Source organism: Radiobacillus sp. PE A8.2 (genome assembly GCF_045635475.1).
Lineage (GTDB): Bacteria > Bacillota > Bacilli > Bacillales > Amphibacillaceae > JBJGXI01.
This window is the reverse complement of the sequence record NZ_JBJGXI010000011.1, coordinates 77,789-102,434: the sequence shown is the minus strand read 5'-3', so window position 1 is coordinate 102,434 and position 24,646 is coordinate 77,789. Positions and strand designations below refer to the sequence as shown.

Genomic DNA, 24,646 nt, shown 5'->3' with positions numbered 1-24,646 from the left:
CACCCATGAAAAAAAGAGCACTACTGAGTGTTTCAGATAAAACCAACTTAGCTGCATTTGCAAAAGGGTTGGACGCACTAGGCTATGAACTAGTATCAACAGGCGGAACGTTAAAAGCATTACAAGCAGAAGGATTACCAGCAATACCGGTATCTGCAGTTACAAATTTTGATGAAATATTAGACGGCCGTGTCAAAACATTACATCCATTTATCCACGCAGGACTACTCGCTCGCCGCGACGATTCATCGCACATCGAGCAGTTAGAAGAGCGCGATATCGACCCAATTGATATTGTCGTTGTTAATCTTTATCCATTTAAAGAAACAATCGCAAAAGAAGGTGTTAGCGAAGAAGACGCCATCGAAAACATTGATATTGGTGGACCAACGATGCTGCGTTCTGCTGCAAAAAATTTCCGTGACGTGACTGTTATTGTAGATCCGAGCGATTATGATAGCGTGCTTGCTGGATTGCAGGAAGGCACACAATCAGTAGAAGACCGTAAGCTACTAGCGGCAAAAGTATTCCGCCACACAGCAAATTACGATGCGATGATTTGCAATTATTTTATTGATATCACAGACGAACAAGATCCAGAAACGTATACCGTTACATATGAGAAAGTGCAGTCATTACGTTATGGTGAAAATCCACATCAGCAAGCTGCTTTTTATAAAGAAGGCAACGTGAAAGGTGCATCAATTGCAAATGCCAAACAACTTCACGGTAAAGAGCTGTCTTACAACAATATTCAAGACGCAAACGCAGCACTTGAGATGGTATTAGAATTCTCTGAGCCTGCGGCAGTAGCTGTAAAGCATATGAACCCGTGTGGCATCGGTATTGGCGCATCGATTTCAGAAGCTTTTGCAAAAGCTTACGATGCTGATCCAGTCTCGATATTTGGTGGTATCGTAGCCTTGAACAAAGAAGTAGATGAAGCAACTGCAAACCAGTTAAAAGACATTTTCTTGGAAATAGTAATCGCTCCATCTTTCTCGGAAAAAGCACTTGAAATCTTAACTGTAAAGAAAAATATCCGTTTACTTGAGACTCCAGTAGACCAATCGCCTGTAAACCCGAAAAAGGTGGTAAGTGTGATTGGTGGATTGCTCGTTCAAGACCGTGACGTTGCAAGCGTAACAAAAGACGACGTAACCGTTGCAACTAAACGTCAACCAACCGAGCAAGAGTTAGAGGAATTACTTTTCGCATGGAAAGTCGTGAAACACGTGAAATCAAATGCAATCGTTGTTGCAAAAGGTGATCAAACGATCGGTGTCGGTGCTGGTCAAATGAACCGTGTTGGTGCAGCGAAAATCGCACTAGAGCAAGCGGGCGATAAGGCCAAAGGTGCAGTGATGTCATCAGATGCATTTTTCCCAATGCCGGACACAGTTGAAGCAGCCGCTGCAGCAGGTATAACCGCAATTATTCAACCAGGTGGATCAAAGCGTGATCAAGATTCGATTGATGCATGTGATAAACATGGCATCACCATGGTATTCACGGGTATGCGTCACTTTAAGCACTAAAATTTTCGAAAACAGGGGGAAGTGCGATGGATGTTTTAGTTATCGGTGGCGGCGGACGCGAGCACAGCATTGTGAACAAGCTTAGAGAAAGTGAACAGATCGATATGATTTACGCTACACCTGGAAATGGTGGCATCGATCAGGTTGCTACCTGTATCGACATTAAAGATGATGATGTCGACCAGCTTGTTGCCTTTGCATCAGACCATATGATCGATTGGACATTCGTTGGACCAGAAGTACCTTTGTTGGCAGGTGTGGTCAATGCGTTTCAAGAGGCTGGATTAAACGTGTTTGGTCCAACAAAGGAAGCTGCATTAATTGAAGGTAGCAAAGATTTCGCTAAGGAATTTATGAACAAATATAATATACCAACTGCAAATCATCAAACATTCACAAATGTGGACGAAGCGAAAAGCTATATTGCTGAACAAGGTGCCCCGATTGTGATTAAAGCGGACGGTTTAGCTGCTGGCAAAGGTGTTGTCGTTGCACTTTCTGTTGAGGAAGCGATCGCTGCGGTGGAAAGCATGCTCGTTGATAATCAATTTGGCGAAGCGGGAAGTCGTGTTGTAGTTGAAGAGTTCCTAGACGGAAAAGAGTTCTCTTTAATGGCATTCGTCCACGGTGAGAATGTGTTTCCAATGGTGCCTGCACGTGACCACAAACGTGCCTATGACGAGGATAAAGGTCCAAATACCGGTGGGATGGGGGCATTTGCACCAGTGCCAGATTTGGCTGCCCCGGTCGTTGAGGAAGCGATTGAAAAAGTTCTGCGGCCCGCTGCTGCTGGATTGTTAGCTGAAGACCGTGCGTTTACTGGCATTTTATATGCAGGATTAATTGAAACTCCAGAAGGGCCAAAAGTAATAGAGTTCAATGCACGATTCGGTGACCCAGAAACCCAGGTTGTATTGCCATTGCTTGAGAACGATTTACTACAGGTCATGATTGACGTAAGTAACGGGGATGACCCACGTTTGAAGTGGCGTGATGCCTATTCAATCGGCGTCGTCGTCGCATCGAAAGGTTACCCGGGAGCGTATGATAAAGGTGTTGCTCTTCCTGTTGGATTAGATGCTGTGCCGGATGACTGCTTTGTCATTCATGCGGGCACAGACAAACGTGGAGATGACTACGTGTCCACTGGCGGGCGTGTTCTGCTCGTTGGATCCGTGCAAGCAGAGTCTGCGGCGGCTCAAGCGAAAATATATGATTATTTGCGTATTTTTGATAAGGTGGACGGATTCTTTTATCGTCGGGATATAGGTTTTTAAATATAATCCGAGTTGTGACCACGTTAGGGGAATGGGGTTACAGCTCGGATTTTTGTTTTTGTTAATTAAGGGCTTTGTTGTTTGGGTGATTTGCGTAGTTCATCGGTTGAATTAGTACGTTTGATGCAGTGTGGCAGGAAGATGTACTAGATCCTCGTTTGAACGAGTACGATTGATGCAGTGGAGCAGGAAGATGTACTAGATCAGGAGCTGAACGAGTATGTTTAGTGCAGTGAAGCAGGAAGATATACTAGATCGGCAGCTGAACGAGTACGTTTAGTGCAGTGAAGCAGGAAGATATACTAGATCAGCGTGTGAACGAGTACGTTTAATGCAGTGAAGCAGGAAGATATACTAGATTGGCAGCTGAACGAGTACGTTTAGTGCAGTGAAGCAGGAAGATATACTAGATCAGCGTGTGAACGAGTACGTTTAATGCAGTGGAGCAGAAAGATATACTAGATCGGCAGCTGAACGAGTACGTTTAATGCAGTGAAGCAGGAAGATATACTAGATTGGCAGCTGAACGAGTACGTTTAGTGCAGTGGAGCAGAAAGATGTACTAGATCAGCAGCTGAACGAGTACGTTTAGTGCAGTGAAGCAGGAAGATATACTAGATCAGCAGCTGAACGAGTACGTTTAATGCAGTGGAGCAGAAAGATGTACTAGATCAGCAGCTGAACGAGTATGTTTAGTGCAGTGGAGCAGAAAGATGTACTAGATCAGCAGCTGAACGAGTATGTTTAGTGCAGTGGAGCAGGAAGATATACTAGATCGGCAGCTGAACGAATACGTTTAATGCAGTGGAGCAGGAAGATATACTAGATCGGCAGCTGAACGAGTACGTTTGATGCAGTGGAGCAAGATAATATACTAGATCCGCAGCTGAATCGCAGGTGATTGAAAAAATACTAGATCACTCTCGACCACAAATCCCTAATTAACTAATTGCCACTCTGTTAGTGCCAAACCAAAGAAATCATTCTCGTGCCCTCGCTTCTTTCCTGATAATATAGTAGGATGATTGGCCTCGGGATACTAACTGATAGCTTTTACATAAAATATCTTTTAACGATTCTCTACTTCTAATCCTACCACACCATTCGTGTACTGTTCTTGTTGTGATTTTATGCTTAGGAAGTAACAGGATTAATTCCTCCACGCTCCGTTTTACTCCTACGTAGGCCCTCTCTTCATACCCACAACGATCACACACAAAATTCCAATTAACAGACTTCAAAAAGGAACAACACTCAGGACAAACTACCCCTTTTTTCAAAGACTCGAAATCAAATGGTGGTAGTTGTGCGAATGAGTTGTCAATCGAGTGTAAACTTGCTAGGTGCTTGGCCAACTTGTGATGTTTTTGGTTTAGCTTTTGTGTGTTATTAGATATTTTTTTCATATAGCGGTTTAGTTGGGTTGGGAAAATGATTGGTGAGTTCAATGGGGCTTGATATAGGGTGAATTCGGGATTTACAAAAACGAGGGAAGCGCTGATGGTGAATTTGTAGCCATTTTGTTGAAGCAGTTGTCTTAGCAACGATTCACTTCGCTTTAGCTGCTGGATCGGATTTTTAATCTCAGATCCTGATGCTGCATAAAAGCGATCTCCTTCCATGTAAAAGTCTCCTTCGTAATTTTTCACTTCATATAAATAGACTGCTTGCTGACAGATTAATAAGGAATCAATTTGGAAAGTGGTATTATTTACTTCTAGGAGTAGATCGTTGAGGATGAGACAATCACTTGAGATTTCTTCTAAAACACTATCAAAACGTCGTTCTCCCTCCCATCCTTTTTCCAAATTATAAAGATAGTTCAAATTCTCTTCGGGTAAATCTGAGCGGTTTTTCAAATGCTTTAATTGCTGTAAAATCAATGGTTCCACACGATGTTTTGTAATCACGATTCGCTTCCTTTCTATATATTATTCCCACTCTCTCTATCATACATGAATTTTCAAAATTATCTATAAATTAGTATAATAGATAAAAAGAGATGGGGGACGATCATGAGCTACGATTTGGTCATAAAGAATGGGACTGCGATTTTAGCGAACGAAGCTGAAAAAGTGGATATTGCAGTCAAAGATGGAATTATAACTGATATCGCCGAAAGTATAACTGCCTCGGGAGCAAAAATCATCGATGCCGAGGGCAAGCACATTTTCCCAGGAATGATTGATGTGCATGTGCATTTTAACGAACCAGGACGCGCGGATTGGGAAGGGATTTCGACTGGATCTGCGATGATGGCAGCTGGTGGGGCGACGGCGTATTTTGATATGCCTCTAAATGGAGTACCATCTACTATAGATAAAAAAGCGCTGAAAGATAAAACGAAAATAGCAGCGGCAAAATCATATACTGATTTTGGATTATGGGGCGGCCTCGTACCCGGCAATATTGATCAGTTAGCTGACCTAGCTGAAGCGGGTGTGGTAGGGTTTAAAGCATTTATATCACCTTCTGGAAATCAAGAGTTTGAGGCGGTTGATGATCAAACGTTATTTAATGGCATGAAAAAGATAGCTGAACTAGGCAAAATTTTAGCTTTACATGCCGAAAGTGCGCTTATCGTTACTGAGATGCAACGAGAAATGGAAGCACAAGGGTTAAAAAGTGCTGAATCATACACGGCTTCACGCCCGATTGCTGCTGAGGTTGAAGCAGTACAACGCGCCCTACATTATGGGGAGGTTACCGGGTGCGCCCTCCATTTTGTTCACATTAGCAGTGAACGTGCGGTCAAACTAATTACGGAAGCAAAGCAACGGGGACAGGATGTTACGGTGGAAACGTGCCCACATTATCTCATGTTTAATGATAATGATTTAAGCGAAATCGGCCCAGCAGCAAAATGTGCTCCGCCACTGCGAGCACAATCCGAGCAGCAAAAATTAATTGAATTAATTAAAGAAGGCCAATTTGATATGGTAGCATCAGATCACTCGCCAAGTCCGTGGGAATTAAAGGTGACCGAGGATAATAATATGTTTAAAGCTTGGGGCGGTATTAGTGGTGGACAATTCTCGTTATTGTCGATGGTCGAGCTTGCACTTGAAAATGATATCCCGTTATGGAAAATTGCTAGATTAACAGCGCTCCAGCCAGCACAACGATTTGGACTTTACCCACAAAAAGGGGAGATTAAAGTTGGCTGTGATGCAGATTTTGCAATCATCAATTTGAATGCTGGTTTTAAAGTTACGGAAGAGGACTTGTTTTCCAAGCATAAGCACAGTCTGTATGTAAATCACACGTTTCCATGTAGTATTGATACGACGATATTAGGCGGAAAGATTGTTTATCAAAATATGCAGATAATCGAAAGCCCAACCGGAAAATGGTTGAAAAATTAAGCAACAGTCGTGCATCCGTGCACGACTGTTTTCTACTCCCATCCTTACTGGACTAGCTGAAAAAGCCATTTAATTGGTCCACATCACCAAAAACATAAGTAGCTCCGGCATCTATTAGCTCTTCCGCTGAACCATAGCCGTATGTAACACCTACGGAGTCAATCCCGTTTTTCACAGCCCCGATTATATCGTGCTTTCGGTCCCCAATCATAACGAACTCATCTTGCTTAAAATCTTTGTAAATATCAGGAATGTATTGAATAATCTCTGCTTTTGAATTCCTTGTACCATCTAAATTACTGCCAACAACGATTTCAAAATAGTTATCAATTTGAAAGAAACTCAGTATTTGTTCTGCAAAAACAGTAGGCTTGGACGTTGCCACAACAAGTGTGTATTGTTGCTTCAATTGCTCTAACAAAAGAGAAATGCCAGTATATAGCTTGTTCTCAAACATGCCATTTTCCACAAATCTTTCTCTGTAAAAAGCGATTGCCTCATTTGTTTGCGTATTATCTAAATCATAAAAGTCAGCAAATGAATCCTGTAGCGGTGGACCGATAAAACGGTCAAGATTATCTAAAACAGGTTCGTCGATACCGATCCTTTTTAATGCAAATTGTACCGATTTAGTGATGCCTTCTTTCGGATCGGTTAGTGTCCCGTCTAAATCAAATAAAATAATTTTGTATTTTTCCATAGTACAAACCTCCTAATCTAATTAGCTGTCAAAAAAGCTACTACTTTCGGTACCCGCTTTTTAAAATTCTCATAGTTATGCTCCGCATCATCCAACACGTGAAATTCCGAATCTGCTATTTTTTCTTTAACAATCAAGAAGACAGCTTCGTTCGATTATAAGAACGCTGTGGATATTACATCATTAGCCCCGCTTTCCCTTGTCCCGCAATCCAAGTAAAATCGTTCGACCTTAGATAAATCGGAGCTTCTTAATAGCCTCTCAATTTCTTCTTGATTGCGATAGTAAGCGGCAGAAATTGCAGCAATTCGTTTGAAAATTTGCGGGTAACAACACATTGCATAAGTGGAAATTAAAGCACCTAAGGAAATACCAGCCATGTAAGTTTCGTTTGGTAATGTACGGTACTTTTTGTCGATCATCGGTTTTAACTGATCAACGATAAAATCAACATAGTGTGCCCCTTTGCCACCGGAAGTGCTTTGGTAGCCTAATAGTTTTTTACTGTATTCGCCGTTCGTCCATGGACAATACTCATTGATACGTTCCTCGCCAGTAATATTAAGGTCGATGGCAACAACAATCAGGTTAATATGATTATCTTCTAAATATCGATGAATTTCTAAAGAAACACCGCCAATAGCGTCTTCCTCTAAAAAAACATTCTGCCCATCATGCATGTATAAGACAGGGTAATTTATACTGCTAGAATGGTAATTTTCAGGCACATATATACGGATTTGTCGGTCCTCATCAAATAAAGGAAGTTTAAAAGTTTCTATCATTTTGGCACCTGCTTTACAGAAGATTAGCTTTTATAAAAACTATAAACAGTTGTTAGATTACGCTTAATTCCATTTATACCCTTCCAATTTTTGAATTGATCTGGAAGACTAAACGTAGCAGTAAATTCATCGAATGTCTTATTATGGTCATGTGCTTTCTTCACCTGCTTAATGATATTAGAAAGGTATTCCGTTAACGTTTCAGCAAGCGATAATGTCCCGATTTCTCCGTGTCCAGGTACGATTGTATCGATGTTGATTTGTCTAACTTTCGCTAGTATTGATATAAAGGCTTCTGGGTCAAAAATTGGCAAATGGATACCGTCAGTCACGATATCCCCCATAAATGCAATGTTATCATCGGGTATATACAGAAATAAATCGCTTGACGTATGTCCACCGCCAAAGCAATGTAATTCAACATCGCGTTTAGATCCATGTATAGTTAAGTGTTCGTTAAATGTAAGAGAAGGATACACCATTTGCAAGTGTGGTAGGTCATCAAGAACCTTGGACATTTCGTTGTATTGATTGGTCAAGCTATCTCTTAAAATAGCATCATGAGTTGCATCCACCTGCTTTTGTAAACTGTTTAGATAGGCGCGCATTTGCTTTTGTTCTAGGACAAGAAAGTATAAAATTATGCATGTGTCTAGCTCCGAGCGCCAGAAACTAGGCGACTTCACGAATCGCCTTACGATAAGTCATCATCGATTCGCAAGCTCATCGTGATTCCTTTATCTTAGTCGATTCGCTCCAGTCGCTACGTTTCTAAGCGGGCGCTCTGCGCTTTTCTTATGATTCGATATCTTTGATCACATTCTGTTCGATGCTCCACTTTCGTGTTAAAGCTGTGGAGACTATCACGGCATCGATAAACACTTGGTTACCGAAGACATGGTCACCATGATAGTGACTATTAATTAAGTATTTCACCTTTTTTGAAGTGAGCTTTTCTGCTATTTGTTTTAATGATTGTGCAGCAGATATAGTAGAAAAGGCATCAAATACGAGTAACTCCTCACCCAAATCTACAAAGCCCGCATTACTCCATGCCCCCTGTCCAGGTTTTGCAATCGCTGCATAGACTCCATCTCCCAGTTGACGAAGCGTGAAAAATTCAGTTTCTATGTTCATATAATATTTCGCCTCACATTCATCTATTTACTTATTATAATCAAATAGATGAGCAAATAATATCTAAAATAGCAGTCCATTTCTTCTAGAACAGTCAAATTATACTTCTGTTTCGCCTCCACATCTCCAAATTGGAAAATCTCACATATAAATCGTAATCGGTTGACTTGGTAGGTTATAATAGAAGTGGTGAATACCTATTAGTTATCTCTTTACTTTTACAGTATAAACTACTGTTAACGTGGCAATGAATAGCACAATAATGTTTTGAACGAAATCATAATCAAACTACTGAAAGGGAGTGTTCATGATGGGGCGTAAGTGGAATAATATTAAAGAGAAAAAAGCTTCAAAGGATAAACAAACGAGTCGGATTTATGCGAAATTTGGACGTGAAATTTACGTAGCGGCGAAGCAAGGGGAGCCGGATCCAGAATCAAATCAATCGTTAAAATTTGTATTAGAGCGGGCGAAAACATATAGTGTACCAAAACACATTGTTGACCGTGCCATTGAAAAGGCTAAAGGTGGCGGCGATGAAAATTTTGATGAAATCAGGTACGAAGGTTTCGGGCCGAATGGATCTATGGTGATTGTCGACACATTAACGAATAATGTAAACCGTACAGCAGCCGATGTGCGTGCTTCGTTCGGTAAAAATGGTGGGAACCTTGGCGTGAATGGCTCTGTTTCTTATATGTTTGATGCAACAGCAGTAATTGGTGTTGAAGGCAAATCAGCTGACGATGTGCTTGAAATATTAATGGAAGCTGACGTTGATGCACGTGATATTTTAGAAGAAGATGGCGTCGTGATTGTTTACGCTGAACCGGATCAGTTTCATGTCGTGCAGGAAGCATTGAAACAAGCAGGAATTGAAGAATTTTCTGTTGCAGAATTAACGATGCTAGCACAAAATGATATCGAACTTCCAGCAGACGCGCAAGAGCAATTCGAAAAGCTAATCGATGTATTGGAAGATTTAGAAGATGTGCAGCAAGTGTACCATAACGTTGATTTAGGAGAATAACCTTTGAAGCAGACCTTACATGAAGTGTGGAGGTCTGCTTTTTCTGTTTTTTAGGGCTGAGATTTGGTCCGTTTCTTATGACAAAATTAAATCGAAAATAGTACATAGGAGGAATCTATTATGATTGCAGCACTCATCGCTTGTGGAATTATTGTATTAATTAGTAGTGTAATAGTAGGTGTATTTTCAGGTTCATTTTTTGGCTTTATCCTTGCTGTAATAGGAGGAGTATTCTCTTCCGTTATTTTTTTCGCATTAGCCAAAATAATAGATAATCAAGAAACTATGTTGTTGAAAATATATAAGCTCGAAGACTTCAATAGAAAACAAGTGAAAAAAGAAGACACTGTTTGTTCAAAATGCAATTATACTTACGATCAAGAGTTGAATTCCTGTCCAAAATGTGGATGGCGGCCTAGTTAAACTACCGCCAAATCTGCATTTTGGATTTTTTGTCCTTAAAAGATGTTAAATCACTGTTTGTTCTGTGCGTCTATCTCATCAAGGTTTTTAGCTTGTTGGAGGTGAGCGCCTCGCCCCGCACTATTCTCACTCATTACCGACTTTCAAGCAGCCCCTTCAATTGATCCATAGAAACAATCGATGCAAATTCATTGTGTAGAGTTGCTAAAGATATTTGGTGAACTTCTTCTGCGGAATATTGTTTGTTTTCTGGTCCTGTTAATGCAAAGGCTGCTGTAGCGTCCGCAACTAAATAAGTGTTAAAGCCGAGATTTCCACTCATTCTCGTAGTTGTAGAAACACAATGTGGGGTTGTTAATCCAACGATGACGACGTCTGTGATATGTTGCTCTCTTAACCTTTTCTCTAAATCTGTACCAATAAACGCACTGTTAACACGTTTTTGGATGACAGATTCACCATCGATTGGTTGTACCAGCTCTTTAATATCTACTAAATCAGTTCCAGGGTAAAAAACGGAATTAGGGTTAGTGGAAATATGTTGAATATGAAAAACTGGTAGTTGTTTAGCACGCCACAAGTTCAATAACTCAGCTATGTTTTCTTCGGCATGAACATTGTTGCGCTCACCTAAGCTTGGGTCATCAAAGCCTTTCTGCACGTCTATGATTATAAGCGCAGGATTAGTTAATTGCTCCGCCATTGTGAACCCCCCCATAAAAATATTTTCAAAATTATACCACAAATCTGGCAATAAGTACCTCTAAGTAGACTATGATGATTGGGTTTTTAAATATTTATAGAGGTTGTTCAAAAAGTCCCAATTAATCACGATGATTACTCAAGAAGCTTATCGACGTCGAAGATTGGATTCAGCCGAAAAAACCGGGCCACACGTAGGTTCTGTCTACGCTCCGGTCCTCTTTTTCTAGCTTCATCCAATCTTCTCGGTGCTAAAAACGGAACTTTTTGAACACGCACTTATAGCGAGTTAACCATTGTTTTTTCAAATTATGGTATGATATGTGACGGACCGCATTCGATTAAAATCGCTCAGGAGCACTAGGAAATATCCACCTCTAGACCGAGTCTTTGATCTTGATTATGGATTACAATTGGTGATGGCCTTGTGAATCGATACATTATTTTTACTAATAATCACAGAACTAACGCTTCTTAGAGGGGGGAACATCGATGAAAAGATTCAGAGACTATCATAAAAATATTAAAATACGAATTTATCAAATCTTCTTATCGGATATGGTTTCAGGGGCAGTTATCCCGTTTATGGCCATCTATTTTTCGGAACATTTTGGGGCAACTTTAACAGGTATTTTACTTTTGTTAAATGTCGTTATTGGGCTCTTGGTAGGGCTTTACGGCGGGTATTATTCTGACCAAATGGGAAGAAAGAAATTAATGGTGATTGCAGGATTAATTCGGATGGTTGCTTTTATCGTGATGGCGATTGCCAATTCACCAATGCTTACTTCGCCAATGCTAACGTTTGTGATGGTGCTGATCGTAGGTGCATCATTTGGATTAGACGGACCGGCAGCAGATGCGATGCTGATTGATATTACCAAACCATCTGAGCGAAAAGGTGTTTATTCTCTAATGTATTGGAGTTTTAATTTAGCTTTTGCAGTTGGTGGGATTGTCGGGGCCTTAGCATTTAATCATTATTTATTTGAATTGCTCGTTATTATGGGTATTACGAGTGCGATTTCTAATATTTTGGTTATCTTCTTTATTGATGAGACGTATACGAAGAAAGAAGCAATTAAACACAAAAATGTGTTAGTAAGTATGTTTCATAGTTATAAAGAGGTTGCGGGTGATAAATTGTTTCTCCTATTTGTGCTAGCAGGGATGCTAATACAATCAATTGAAAACCAAATGGAAAACTACATTGGTATACGTTTGAATGAAGATATGCCAGCACAATCGGTCTTTTCATTCGAATTTACTGGTGTGGAGATGCTTGGTTTTCTTAAATCGGAAAATACAATTATTGTCGTATTTCTAACTGTATTCATCACTCGGTGGGTGACAAAGTGGAAAAACGAGGACAGAACATTTTTATCTTCTATTTTAATTTTTACAATTGGATATGTTGTGATTAGTTATGTTAACAATGTGATGCTGTTGTTTATATTCATGGCACTAGCAACAATTGGTGAATTAATGCGCGTTCCAATTCAGCAGGATTTTATGGCTAGTATTCCAACCGACGAAAAAAGAAGTTCATACATGGCTGTGAGTAGCATCGTATTTTATGGATCGATGATGATTAGTGCAATCTTCGTTTCGCTAGGAGCGATATTGAGTAATGAAATCATGTCATTTTTAATCTTACTTACGGGACTAGCAGGCATGCTTATTATAAAAAGCATTTTACCTGATTTGAAGAAAAGAAGGGCAATGCAGTCCCAGAATTAAGGGAAGTTACGTGAAGAAAGAAAAGGAACTTGGTCAACATTCCAAGTTCCTTTTAAAATAAGAACAACAATGCATTGTTAAACGTTACTTCAAGTAATATGTCATTAAATTGTTCAATCGTTAAATTCGGATTTTCTTGACCAGTCGCCAGTTCTTCTTTAAACCCTCTTAAATAACTTTCATCAATTTATCCATGTTAACGAATCCAGTTATTGCTCTTATTAATGGACTAATACCACAATAAACGTAACTTATTAGAAAAATTTTTAAAATTTAAGTTGTTTTTTTAATACCTTAATATATTCAGATGAACAGGTAAAACATCCAGGTCTGTTCCAAGTATCTATGGACATGCTGCAATCTGCAGACTACACTCTAAAGGATATCGTTAACAGTTATTACAAGGGCTTTAAGCTAATATATTCTCAGCAGTTTATTGAGGAATTAGCAGACAATAACTTCATGGATTCTATTCGAGAAATAGATATTCCTGTTACATTTATTCATGGATCAAAAGATTATCATGTGCATGGTAACTTGGTTCAGCAGTTCGTTGATCAATTAGTTACAAAGGATAAGCGGTTTATATGGGTAGATCAATCTGCACATCTATTTCATCCTCAAGATACAAAGCTGATTGAACAAATATTAATAGAACAGCGAAAGCACTATGATCATCGTGACGTGAATATACAAGATATAGGCTAATACCAAAGTGACTTCCTGAAAAATTCTTTTAAACGAAGAATTTACCGGAAGTTTTTTTAATTTCCGAACAAAAGCTCAACAATTTGACAGTACATGCTACTCATGATATATTTATCTCGAATTCAAGATAATATTTCGTGAGTGAATTATAAATTTAAACAAAACCTAACTAAACATAAATTGAGCAGATTTCTGCTCAGAATGGAGGAATCATCATGAACGGTTTAAAAGGAATACACCACGTAACAGCAATTACGAGTAGTGCGGAGAAGAACTATGAATTTTTCACCTATGTATTAGGAATGAGACTTGTGAAAAAAACGGTGAATCAGGACGATATTCAAACGTATCATTTATTTTTCGCAGACGATGCGGGGAGCCCGGGCACAGACATGACATTCTTTGATTTTCCTGGTATTCCAAAAGGGGAACATGGGACGAATGAAATTTCTAAAACATCTTTCCGTGTGCCGAGCGATGCTGCATTAGACTATTGGGTAAAACGTTTTGATCGTCTAGAAGTAAAACATACGGGCATCAAAGAACAGTTTGGCAAACAAACACTTTCGTTTGTCGATTTTGATGACCAGCAATATCAATTAATCTCAGATGAAAATAATCAAGGTGTTGAGTCAGGTACGCCGTGGAAAGATGGTCCAGTTCCGTTAGAATTTGCGATTACTGGTTTGGGGCCAATTTTTGTCCGAATTCAAAACTTTGATTATTTTAAAGAAGTAATGGAAAAGGTGTTGCAGTTTAAAGAAATCGATAAAGACGATTCTTTCCACTTGTTTGAAGTAGGAGAGGGAGGTAACGGAGCGCAGGTTGTTGTAGAACATAATGTTATGTTGCCTCAGGCACGACAAGGGTTTGGTACTGTTCACCATGCTGCATTCCGTGTTGATGACCGTAAAACATTAGAGGAATGGGATAAATGGTATCACCAATTTGGTTTGCAAACTTCTGGTTATGTAGATCGCTTTTTCTTTAAATCTCTCTATACACGAGTGGCGCCACAAATTTTATTCGAGCTTGCTACAGATGGTCCAGGATTTATGGGAGATGAACCTTATGAAACGCTTGGGGAGAAACTATCTTTACCACCATTCTTAGAACCGAAGCGTGAGCAAATTGAGAAGATGGTTCGCCCAATTGATACCGTAAGAAGTACGAGGGATATTCAGAAAGAAGAAGAATAGTTTATATAAGAAAATGAAAAAATCCTGCATCACGTGATGCAGGATTTTTATCGTGTTAATCTACCGGAATGACAAGTTCATATCCGACTGGTAATACGTGTAAATCAATTTCTGGGTTCGCAGCTTTAAGTTCGTTAATTGTTACACCGTCATAGACGCTAGCTATTTCATAAAACGTATTTCCTGGCTGAACTGTGTGATACACCGTATCGTTACTATTTGATTCGTTGCTGTTACGGTCTACTACAGTTACTTCAGAGCCTATTGCCAGATTATACGGATCAATTCCATCATTCATCTCATAAATTTCATCTAATGTTACACCATCATAAACAGAAGCAATCCCGAATAGTGTGTTTTCAGGCTGTACTGTATGCGTCACTTCGTTACCAGCGTTTTCATTTTCTAATTGAATCTCTGTTCCTACTGGGATGGCATAAGGGTCTACATCACCGTTCAGTTCAAGTATTTCATCAACGGTTATGCCTTCATTTTCATTGGCAATTTCCCATATAGTTTCACCTGACTCTACCATTTCCGTGGTGGCGTTAGCTGTCAAACCCATCGCTCCAAAAAACGTACCAAATGCTACAGTACTCGCTATAATTTTTGAAGTTCGTCTCATTCTAACTCCTCCTTAGTAGTGTCTTGTCTTACAGTATTCTCATTCCTGCTTGTCCGGTTGATTAAACATAGGATTTTTAAGAATAGAAAAAAATTCGAATTAAAAATAAAATTTAATGGGAAAAATCTGCATGATTTGGTGAAGAGAGCAGATGTAGGATATATATGGAAGTAAGTTTTAGGGCTGGCTAGATTAGTTTGTCTTCGGTCTTAAGTTTATTTTTAATAACATCGCTAATATGGTATCGGATAATAGTATTTTATTTGTAGAAACTAAAATAGCCTTTTATGTAGAAATAAATTATCCAATTTCATTAAACGGTTTGGCCATTCACATATAGTTGGATTAACTCATCCATTGGTTAGGTAATAATGAAATTGTCTACCATCCCTTATTGAATATTGCTCATGGAGGATTTTTATTGCTAAGTTAGAAAATCAGGGGGTTAGGTTTGCAATTGATGATTTTGGAACAGGTTATTCATCGCTACTCTACTTAAAGAAGTTTAAAGTAGACACCATAAAAATTGATCGCTCATTTATAGTTAATTTGGATGAAGATAGTCATAATGATGAGATTGTTTCTTCTATTGTCTCACTTGGTAAATCGTTAGGACTTAATGTGGTGGCGGAAGAGATAGAAACAAAGGAGCAATATTTTAGTGTTAAAGCATTAGGTTGTGATGAAGCACAAGGTTATCTCTATAGTAAACCTGTCCAAGAAGCAGAAATAGGAAAGCTTCTAACGTCATTAGTAAAAAAGGCGAATCGTAAGTAAAGAGAATAAACAAGGGTGCAACATCCCTTGTTTACTTTTAAAGCTCACTGATTATTATGTTTCCAATAAGTGTCCTTCCCACTGACAGGACATGCTGGAAAGTGTTCCTTTTCATTTAAGGTTGCTTTTTTACCCGACTGACATATATAATCACCAGTTGCTGGCACCCCTTGGCCAGTTCGGTATTCGCGATAAGTATCTGCCATTCTGATCCACCTCCAACTTTATCTTTTCCAGAAAAGATTTACTTACTCTTTGAGCTTAAAATCGTTTGCAAACCTGCCTCATTTCTAAGAGTTATGCGAATCCTTTAATGTATCTTCACATAATCATGTAAAATGGGAATATGTATATATGATGTTAAGGGGTCTTTTGATGAAAAAATTTTCGGCTATTGGCTTTACTGTTTCGATAACAGTTTATGCAGTGATGCATTACATAACTTATTTTTATCCGACTGAAGCAGGACAAGTTATGCTTTCCCTTTCAGGGATCGTTGCAGTTGTATTTACATTTATTTTTCTTCCGTATAGAGCTTTAATCATACCGTCATTTTTGCTTGTAACGGCAGTAATCGTGCATATGGTTTCTGGTGGATCGCTTGCGACATTATTAATGGACGGTATCATAAAAATGCGCAGTCTCATTGCACTACTATTAATCGTTCCTATTATTGGTTGGATTTTACACGAAGAGCGTTATATTGATTCAATCATGAATGTGGCACATAACTTTCTCAACAGTAGTAAGAAATTTTACTTTGGGACGATGGTGGTTAATCAGATAATTGCTTATTTTTTGCTATTCGGTGCAATTCCAATGATGTATCAATTTATCAGTGCATTTCTTGGCGATAAAAAAAGCGAGGCATGGGAATATTTTAAAGGAACTGCACTATTACGTTCGTTTGCACTGACAACGTTATGGGTTATTAGTATTCCAAGTTTTGCTTTTGCTGTCGATCATTTACATGCTTCATTAGGCTGGACGATCTTGCAAGGATTCTTAATATCGCTAGCAGGGATTTTCCTTGCAGTTGTATATTCTTCCTATAAAGAAAAAAGATATGGAGTTAATTATACATCGGGTATCGAGGATGAAATTAAGAAGTTAGTTCAGAAAACGGGTGATAGTACGAATTCAAAGCAGTTAGTGGTTGAATTTGGGTTATTATTTATTTCTTTGTTTAGTGCAATTTTTATTACCCATATCACCATGGGTTGGGGACTACTAATTATCGTACCACCATTCATTGTGATATGGACGGTTGCTTATTATTTGTTGAAAAAAAGACCAAAGCAATTAACAGAGCAAACGAAAACTTATTTTATGAAAGACATGAGATATAAGTCACAGCAGTTTTGCTTGCTACTTGCAGCAGGTATGCTTATCTATGCTGTTAACCAATCAGGAATAGGAAATTACTTAGTAGATGGGTTATTTTACGTAGAAGAAGCCATTCCCTTTTTAAACTTCTTGCTAATCCTGCCATTGACGATCATCATTTTAGGATTTCTTGGATTGGGTCCGCTAACTGTCATTGTGCTAGTAGCGGGTATTTTACAAAATGTTGCTTTACCATATCCACCAGAACTCGTCGTTTTGTCGATGACATCAGGAAGCGTCATTTCTGTCCTGTTATCGCCATTTATACTACCTGTAATTGTTTTAAGTGCGTCCAACGGTTTGAGCGTTGTTAAAAATGGCTTGCGTTTTAATCTTGGGTACACGGTTGCTTTTTATTTTCTAGTTCAAGCGTATGTGCAGTTTATCTGGTATGTTATTTATTAAGTGTGTTATGGATGAAGATAAGTCGGCAACATGAAATTTAATAGCTATAATATTGATCAATTAAAGCCGGAAAGGGAAGTCGCAAAAGCGAATTCTTTTTCCGGTTTCTAATTTTTGAAATTTTAATTACGTTTAAGAGTAATTTATAGTTGCTTTTAAACGTAATTTATAATACTATATAAAGTAACGGGAGGGATAACATGGAAAATATCAAACTTAATGTTGCTTTATTACGCCGACGAGTACCTAACCTTACTTCCGCTGCTAAATCTGTGGGCTTACGACCAGCAACCGTATCAAATCTATGCACTGGAAAAATACCAGTCAGCAGAGCAGAAGTGCGTACGATCGTCGCACTCGCATCACTCGCGGAATGTAGCTTGGATGAATTAATTATTCGAGAGGAGAATGTCGAAATGATTGAGACAGGAATTAAGACACTGGATTTATTTGCTCCGTTAGCAAAAGGAGGAACGATTGGTCTCGTTGCAAGACCAGGAATGGGCCAACTAGTTTTACTTGCAGAACTGTTTTATCGATTTAGAAAAGAAGACTATGTAACGATTTTACTTAAACCAGAGGAAGATATACCTGAAGTAAATGATGTTGTTGATTATTTTAATATAGTTACTAGTTCTGTAGAAGAGGCATATCAAAGCATAGTTAAAGCAGGTGAGCATAAGCAGATTGCTTTTGCTACAGACAGAAGCCATGTGTTAAATGGAAAACTATATGACATCCAAGACCAGTTATCCGCTACTAACATTACTAATGTGACGACATTTCTTATCGATTTGAAGGGAGAAGCGGTTGATGAAGACCTGCCATATGGCCCATTAGAAACGTTATGGAACTTTGATGCTGATCTTTCCGCAAGACACCAGTACCCAGCGGTAAATCCAGTTCAATCTACTTCATCTGTTTTAGAAGGTGCACACATTGACCAAACGCATTTTGTGATTCAGCAAAGAGCTAGAAAACTGTTACGTAGGTACCGTGAGCTAAGCGCTTTAGTTAAGGTTAGAGGACTAGACAGTCTGCCAACTTCAGAGACATCCACTTACAAAAGAGGCGAACGTTTAGAAGCCTATTTAACACAACCATTTTATGTAGCAGAAGCATTTACTGGTCAAAAGGGTAAAACCGTTACTTTGAAAGATACTTTAGAAGATGTACGAAAAATATTGGATGGTAGTACAGATACACAAGATATAGCTGCACTTTCTTATATAGGTACGTTGTAAGAAACCGTATCGTATATACAGAAAAGGTACATGAATAGTATCGTTCATATAACTGCTAGTTCAAATGCAAGCGTTGCATATTGATCTAGTAGTTTTTTGTTAATAGAGTTGGTAAGGTAGGAAAGTATTGACATAATAAATAAAATGGCTTTATAATACATACATAAAGAAAGCGGTTTCACCAAGTTTCCTCATAATATAAAACTGGTTATTAGTCTTTGTACTCGTGCAATTGTAGTCAAAAAAGAAACCGGTTTCCGTCTATCCATTCATCATTGAAAATACTTCATATGTTTTTTATAAGAAATATCGAAACCGGTTTCTGTGGAACTGGTTAAAGTCGTAATGTTAACTTCATCCAACTAAGAGAGAAATAACATGAATCAGTTTTGTAAGCGCCATTTTATGCTGTTAAGGAGGTGTTTAATAACGAACTTTTTCAGGAAAGCAGTTTAAACGCACACTAATATTAGGAGGGATTTCGCTTGCTTAGAAAATGGATGAGTATGTTTTTAATCGCTTTATTAATATTTTCAAACTTCAATATAGTATCCACTAATGCCGCAGCAGAATCAACGGATACTTTATACTTAATCGGCGGAGATCAAACGAAAGCATTATCTCCGGAAAAAGGCACGACAGCAACTGCTGATATATTGCCGCAATCAAATGATAAGGTGCAATATGTAGTAGAGGGTGTGAATGGGGAGTATAAAGGGTCTGGTAATGCAGAATCAAATCTATTTTTAAATGGTCTTGCCGCTGGTATTGGAATTGATGCCAGAATATCTTATGACTATGATGGTGACGGAAATTGGGATCGTATAGAAGTTACACCTTTAAATCCGGTTATGGCAACTAATGGGGATGTTGTCCCTGATAGCTATGAGCATTTTCCAAGAGTACTAGAAAAAGAATCTGGACAAGATCATGCAAGCTTTTCAAACGGAAAGATCATGTTCGAAGCATGGGTTCGATTCGGTCCCGGAGATGCAGAACTAAAAGTAAATGCACCATCTGAGGCATCTCATATCGTCCTACCATATAATCTGACTTTGTCAGATGACGGTAACTCGGATCCTGGTGATGGTGAAGACCCAGGAACTGGAGATGAGGACGTGCCAACTCCACTTCCGGAAGAACACTATGAGGACTGGGAACTTCAGTGGAGTGATGAATTTGATGGTGCTGGAGACAACCTTAACGCAAATGGGGTTGATTTAGATAAATGGGATTTCCAAACTGGTACAGGTTCACAATATGGGCTTGATGGTTGGGGAAATAACGAGCAACAATATTACCAAGAGGAAAATGCTAGTGTACAAGATGGTAAATTAGTGATTGAAGCAAATAAAGAAATGGTGAATGGAAAGCCATACACCTCTTCACGACTTTTCACCAAGCCTACTTTTCAAAAGAAATATGGTAAATTCGAAGCTAGAATGAAGTTACCAGAAGGTGATGGATTTTGGCCAGCTTTTTGGATGATGCCGCAGGATGATGTATATGGTGCATGGGCATCTTCTGGTGAAATTGACATTATGGAAGCGAAGGGTCGTTTTCCACATGAAAGCTCAGGAGCGATACATTATGGTGGAGTAGCCCCGAACAATAGTTTTTCCGGAGGAGCACAAGAATTTGAGAATGGTGATTCAATCACTAACTTCCATGTCTATTCTGTAGAATGGGAACCTGGGGAAATACGTTGGTATGTAGATGGCGAACTTTTCCATACTGAAAATAGTTGGACTAGTGTTGGTGCGAACCAACCAGCAAAATATGCATTTCCAGCACCGTTTGACCAAGAGTTTTACATGATTTTAAATCTAGCAGTTGGTGGAAACTTTGACGGTGGTCGTACGCCGGATGATTCGGAACTTCCAGCACAGATGGAAGTCGACTATGTGCGTGTTTACGAATTAACAGGTAGAGACTACAAAGAGCCAGTAGAAACGGTACTTGATAAAGAGGATTTACCTGAAAATGCAAAGGACCCTATCGATGGTAACTTAATCTGGGATCCAGACTATAGCGAAGGCTTTACTGAAATTTCGACTGACACAGAAACATTGGACACTGATTATTGGAACTTTGTCCATGTGAATACATTCGCTGGAAATGGTACGGTTGCGACTGACACATTAGATGGTGATACTTTTGCAAAAATTGATATAACACAAGCAGGAAATGCAACCCATGCGGTGCAATTAATTCAAAACATGACGTTAGGTACTGCTAGACATTACAAAGTTAGCTTTGATGCAAAAGCTGCTGCAGCGCGTAATATCAATGTTAAAGCAAGTGGCGGGGCATCTCGAGGTTGGGCTTCATACTCAAGCAACGAATCCTTTGCGCTAACACAAGATGTTCAGTCTTATGATTTTACGTTCCAGATGGGTGCAGAAACCGATCCATTAGCTAGACTAGAATTTAATCTTGGAACAGCTACTGGTCCAGTCTGGATTGGTAACGTAAAAGTAGAGGAAATGGAAGTTGAGAATAACGATCCATATAATGAAAATGCCGCAAAAGAACCTTTAGGAAATGGAAACCATATTTACAATGGAACATTTGATTTAGGTAACATGGACCGGATGACCTATTGGAATTTTGATGCATCTGCTACTGCAACAGCATCTGTTAATCCAGACGAAAGAAAGTTAAACGTTGCGATCACAGATGGAGGCAGTAATGTAGATGATGTAACACTTACTCAAAAAGGTATGAACTTACTGCAAAATAACGACTATAAAGTAACATTTGATGCATCTGCTGACCAAGCTCGTGATGTAAAGGTGAAATTGGTTAGTAAAGATGCTAGCATGGTTTATGGTCAGGAAACATTGAGCTTAACCACAGCGAATGCAGAGCATTCATTTACGTTCACGATGAGTGATGCAACTGATGTGGAAGGACAATTCGTTGTTCAGTTAGGTGGTAATAATGCAAATGTCACTATTGATAATGTGAAGTTGATTAGGACGACGAACAATATCGATTTTGATGGTATCGACGTATTTCCTTTAGATAATGGTGATTTTTCAGATGGACAATCGTCATGGGAAACATATGTGCACAATGATGGTGCAACAGCAAGTTTTTCATATGCCAATGAAGAAGCGAAGGCTACTGTAACGGGTGTTGGAGGACAACCTTGGAGTATCCAACTGTTCCAAACTGGAATGGAGTTTACTAAAGGAATTGACTATGTTCTATCTTTTGATGCGAAATCAACACAAAATAGAACAATCAGTGCAATTCTAGAAAATTCTACCTATACAAGATATATCGATCAAACGGTAGAGCTTACAAATCAAATGCAAAATTATAGCTTTGACTTAAAAATGTCAGCAAATGATAGTGCTGATTTGAAGTTCTTGCTCGGAAATATCAATGGCTCAGCATCATTAGGTCAGCATGATGTTGTTATCGATAATGTTGTACTTGAAGTGAAGGATGCACCGATTAACAGGCCACCTTCTCTAAGAGCTGATGCAACCAATACTAAACTTGGACAGGCGATGGAGATTACCTTTAAAGATGACGTTGACTGGAGAGATCAAGTAACTGCAGTTAGATTAGATGGTCAAGCACTTGCTGAAGAAGATTATATTTTGGAAGCAGGTAAACTGACACTATCAGCTGATTTGTTTTCTGAGGCAGCAGCTTATGAAGTAGTCGTAGAAGCTGATGGATATGCTTCATCTTCTGTAACACAGAATGTAGACGCGAATGATGGTAACCTAATACGTAATGGTGATTTTGCCAACAATACGCAAAACTGGGAAACTTGGTCAGGTGAAGGTGGAGCGGCGGCGCTTGCAGTTACGGATGGAATTGCTGAGTTTAATGTAACTGCATTAGGAAGTTATGACTATGCAAATCAATTCTTCCAAGGCCCTATTAATCTTGAAATTGGTAAAACATATGAGCTTAGCTTTAAAGCGAGTTCAACAATCGAGCGACCTACTCAGGTAGAGTTATTTGGTGAAGGTAGTGCTCGAGTACCATTCAATTTCACTACTGCTATGGAAACATATAAACATGAATTCACAGCTACCAAAGCAGCATTGACATTGAACTTTATGCTCGGTGATGTAGTAAATAGTGGTGAAACAACACCAACGGAAGCACATACCGTTTCATTTGATGATTTTGTATTAAAAGAAAAGGTAGAAGAACCAACAGAACCAGAGAAGGATTGGGTAGAAGTTGGGGAAAACCTAGTAATTGACAGTGGTTTTGATACAACAACCACTTTCGGTACAGCACCGGATAATTTAGTAGATGGTTGGAATATATTCAATCAAGGAGATCACGAACCATGGGCAGGGCTTGCTGCATTTGACGTTGAAAACGGGGAACTAAAAGTAAACATACAACAAGTAGGTTGGGCATGGTGGCAAATTCAGCTACTCCAAAACCTAGATGTTCCAGCAGGAATGTACAAAATTGCCTTGGATGTTCAATCTGATGTAGCACGACCAATGTCAGTTGAACTAGCGGGTAGTGAAATACAAACATTTAATGTGGACAATAACAAGCAAACATATGAAGCAGTTATTGAAGTTGGTGCGGATGGAGTGAAACAACTTCTCATCGGTTTAGGTAGAGGAGAGAACGATCCGGAGCTAACTGCACCTTACAATATGGTCATAGATAATGTGAGACTAATAGAAGTAGAAGAAGATACTGGAACAGAAGACCCTGGAACAGAAGACCCAGGCACCGAGGATCCAGGAACAGAAGACCCAGGCACCGAAGATCCAGGAACAGAAGACCCAGGCACCGAGGATCCAGGAACAGAAGATCCAGGGACTGAAGACCCAGGAACAGAAGATCCGGGAACAGAGGACCCAGGGACTGAAGATCCAGGGAACGAAAATAAAAACGTAACCGTAGACGATAAAAAAGTAAATGAGCTTGCAGATGGCGGAACATTAGAGGTGAACCTCAATGCATCTCAAAAAACATTAAAGCTAACTGCAGCACAAGTTGCTAAATTAAAGCTGAAAAATGCTGTTATTCACGTGAATAAAGATGGAATTGATATGATGATTCCGGCATCCAACCTTGTAGGTGAAGGTGATGTTGAAATCACAATGGAAAGATTCCAGGATAATCCAGATGCCCTTTCACCAGTATATGATTTTACAATAAAGCAAGGGGATACAATCATTGATAACTTTGAAAATCCTGTAACTTTGAAATTTAAAGTCGATGAATCAAAGGTTGATAAACCTGACGATGTGAAATTGTATTATTATGATGAAGATAGCGGCGAGTGGGTATTGATCGGTGGAACTTATGCAGATGGATATGTGACTGCAGAAACTAGTCATTTTAGTACTTTCACAGTCTTTGAGATTGCTGAAAAGGAAGATCCAGTTACAGAAGAACCTGAGCCTGTCACTGATGCTCCAGATGAAGACAAGGATGTTGAGCTTCCTGACACAGCATCAAATATGTTTAACTTATTATTGATTGGTGGAGTATTACTATTGCTAGGAATGTTTGTTTTATTTAGAAAAATAATTTTCATAAGAGAATAAATTAGAAAGGGGTAGCCGAGGCTACCCCTTTTTTATCTAATTATGTTAGTCGT

Annotated in this window: 20 protein-coding genes; 12 read left to right on the top strand and 8 right to left on the bottom strand. The window is 39.1% G+C overall.

The window, feature by feature from the left end; all coding sequences use genetic code 11:
• Window positions 1–5: 5 nt before the first annotated feature.
• Together purH and purD are read left to right on the top strand one after the other, a co-directional pair.
• Window positions 6–1,538 (top strand): bifunctional phosphoribosylaminoimidazolecarboxamide formyltransferase/IMP cyclohydrolase, encoded by a 1,533-nt coding sequence (gene purH, locus ACI6MV_RS08285; protein ID WP_407269812.1) that lies wholly within the window; start codon window positions 6–8, stop codon window positions 1,536–1,538.
• 26 nt (window positions 1,539–1,564) lie between these two features.
• A complete protein-coding gene (gene purD / locus ACI6MV_RS08280; RefSeq protein WP_407269811.1) occupies window positions 1,565–2,815 on the top strand; it encodes a phosphoribosylamine--glycine ligase in 1,251 nt (416 codons plus the stop codon).
• Window positions 2,816–3,795: 980 nt separating this feature from the next.
• On the opposite strand, the gene ACI6MV_RS08275 is transcribed toward purD, so the two are convergent.
• Window positions 3,796–4,725, bottom strand: a complete 930-nt coding sequence (locus ACI6MV_RS08275; protein ID WP_407269810.1) for an NERD domain-containing protein — start codon at window positions 4,723–4,725, stop codon at window positions 3,796–3,798.
• Window positions 4,726–4,830: 105 nt separating this feature from the next.
• On the opposite strand from ACI6MV_RS08275, the gene ACI6MV_RS08270 reads away from it, so the two are divergent.
• Window positions 4,831–6,180, top strand: coding sequence for an allantoinase (locus tag ACI6MV_RS08270; protein ID WP_407269809.1), 1,350 nt, complete (start codon window positions 4,831–4,833; stop codon window positions 6,178–6,180).
• Between the two features lie 52 nt (window positions 6,181–6,232).
• Here the strand turns inward: ACI6MV_RS08270 and ACI6MV_RS08265 are convergent, their stop codons facing one another.
• The 4 genes from ACI6MV_RS08265 to ACI6MV_RS08250 all read right to left on the bottom strand — a co-directional run bounded on the left by ACI6MV_RS08265 (window position 6,233) and on the right by ACI6MV_RS08250 (window position 8,802).
• Window positions 6,233–6,880, bottom strand: coding sequence for an HAD family hydrolase (locus tag ACI6MV_RS08265; RefSeq protein WP_407269808.1), 648 nt, complete (start codon window positions 6,878–6,880; stop codon window positions 6,233–6,235).
• Window positions 6,881–7,035: 155 nt separating this feature from the next.
• Window positions 7,036–7,665, bottom strand: coding sequence for an alpha/beta hydrolase (locus ACI6MV_RS08260; protein ID WP_407269807.1), 630 nt, complete (start codon window positions 7,663–7,665; stop codon window positions 7,036–7,038).
• 23 nt (window positions 7,666–7,688) lie between these two features.
• A complete protein-coding gene (locus ACI6MV_RS08255; RefSeq protein ID WP_407269806.1) occupies window positions 7,689–8,240 on the bottom strand; it encodes an MBL fold metallo-hydrolase in 552 nt (183 codons plus the stop codon).
• 220 nt (window positions 8,241–8,460) lie between these two features.
• On the bottom strand, window positions 8,461–8,802 hold the full coding sequence (locus ACI6MV_RS08250) for an MBL fold metallo-hydrolase (protein WP_407269805.1): 342 nt from the start codon (window positions 8,800–8,802) through the stop codon (window positions 8,461–8,463).
• A gap of 310 nt (window positions 8,803–9,112) precedes the next feature.
• Here ACI6MV_RS08250 and ACI6MV_RS08245 point away from each other — a divergent pair, with 310 nt between their 5' ends.
• Complete coding sequence (locus tag ACI6MV_RS08245) at window positions 9,113–9,832, top strand: YebC/PmpR family DNA-binding transcriptional regulator (protein ID WP_407269804.1); 720 nt, start codon at window positions 9,113–9,115, stop codon at window positions 9,830–9,832.
• 120 nt (window positions 9,833–9,952) lie between these two features.
• Entirely contained in the window at window positions 9,953–10,255 is a 303-nt protein-coding gene (locus ACI6MV_RS08240) for a hypothetical protein (protein WP_407269803.1), read from the top strand.
• A 133-nt stretch (window positions 10,256–10,388) separates the two neighbouring features.
• Here the strand turns inward: ACI6MV_RS08240 and ACI6MV_RS08235 are convergent, their stop codons facing one another.
• Entirely contained in the window at window positions 10,389–10,958 is a 570-nt protein-coding gene (locus tag ACI6MV_RS08235) for a cysteine hydrolase family protein (protein WP_407269802.1), read from the bottom strand.
• A 491-nt stretch (window positions 10,959–11,449) separates the two neighbouring features.
• Here ACI6MV_RS08235 and ACI6MV_RS08230 point away from each other — a divergent pair, with 491 nt between their 5' ends.
• The 3 genes from ACI6MV_RS08230 (at window position 11,450) to ACI6MV_RS08220 (ending at window position 14,604) form a co-directional block, all read left to right on the top strand.
• Window positions 11,450–12,697 (top strand): MFS transporter, encoded by a 1,248-nt coding sequence (locus ACI6MV_RS08230; RefSeq protein WP_407269801.1) that lies wholly within the window; start codon window positions 11,450–11,452, stop codon window positions 12,695–12,697.
• A gap of 345 nt (window positions 12,698–13,042) precedes the next feature.
• Entirely contained in the window at window positions 13,043–13,405 is a 363-nt protein-coding gene (locus ACI6MV_RS08225; protein ID WP_407269800.1) for a hypothetical protein, read from the top strand.
• Between the two features lie 215 nt (window positions 13,406–13,620).
• Window positions 13,621–14,604, top strand: coding sequence for a ring-cleaving dioxygenase (locus tag ACI6MV_RS08220; protein WP_407269799.1), 984 nt, complete (start codon window positions 13,621–13,623; stop codon window positions 14,602–14,604).
• Between the two features lie 55 nt (window positions 14,605–14,659).
• On the opposite strand, the gene ACI6MV_RS08215 is transcribed toward ACI6MV_RS08220, so the two are convergent.
• On the bottom strand, window positions 14,660–15,229 hold the full coding sequence (locus tag ACI6MV_RS08215) for a LysM peptidoglycan-binding domain-containing protein (RefSeq protein ID WP_407269798.1): 570 nt from the start codon (window positions 15,227–15,229) through the stop codon (window positions 14,660–14,662).
• Window positions 15,230–15,622: 393 nt separating this feature from the next.
• On the opposite strand from ACI6MV_RS08215, the gene ACI6MV_RS08210 reads away from it, so the two are divergent.
• Window positions 15,623–16,006 carry an EAL domain-containing protein gene (locus ACI6MV_RS08210; protein WP_407269821.1) on the top strand — a complete coding sequence of 128 codons (384 nt, stop codon included), beginning with the start codon at window positions 15,623–15,625 and terminating at the stop codon, window positions 16,004–16,006.
• Window positions 16,007–16,050: 44 nt separating this feature from the next.
• Here the strand turns inward: ACI6MV_RS08210 and ACI6MV_RS08205 are convergent, their stop codons facing one another.
• Window positions 16,051–16,212, bottom strand: a complete 162-nt coding sequence (locus tag ACI6MV_RS08205) for a hypothetical protein (protein WP_407269797.1) — start codon at window positions 16,210–16,212, stop codon at window positions 16,051–16,053.
• A gap of 169 nt (window positions 16,213–16,381) precedes the next feature.
• Here ACI6MV_RS08205 and ACI6MV_RS08200 point away from each other — a divergent pair, with 169 nt between their 5' ends.
• The 3 genes from ACI6MV_RS08200 (at window position 16,382) to ACI6MV_RS08190 (ending at window position 24,593) form a co-directional block, all read left to right on the top strand.
• Window positions 16,382–17,797 carry a hypothetical protein gene (locus ACI6MV_RS08200; protein ID WP_407269796.1) on the top strand — a complete coding sequence of 472 codons (1,416 nt, stop codon included), beginning with the start codon at window positions 16,382–16,384 and terminating at the stop codon, window positions 17,795–17,797.
• 200 nt (window positions 17,798–17,997) lie between these two features.
• Complete coding sequence (locus tag ACI6MV_RS08195; RefSeq protein WP_407269795.1) at window positions 17,998–19,041, top strand: ATP synthase beta subunit C-terminal domain-containing protein; 1,044 nt, start codon at window positions 17,998–18,000, stop codon at window positions 19,039–19,041.
• Window positions 19,042–19,526: 485 nt separating this feature from the next.
• Window positions 19,527–24,593 (top strand): carbohydrate binding domain-containing protein, encoded by a 5,067-nt coding sequence (locus tag ACI6MV_RS08190; RefSeq protein ID WP_407269794.1) that lies wholly within the window; start codon window positions 19,527–19,529, stop codon window positions 24,591–24,593.
• The last annotated feature ends 53 nt before the right edge of the window (window positions 24,594–24,646 follow it).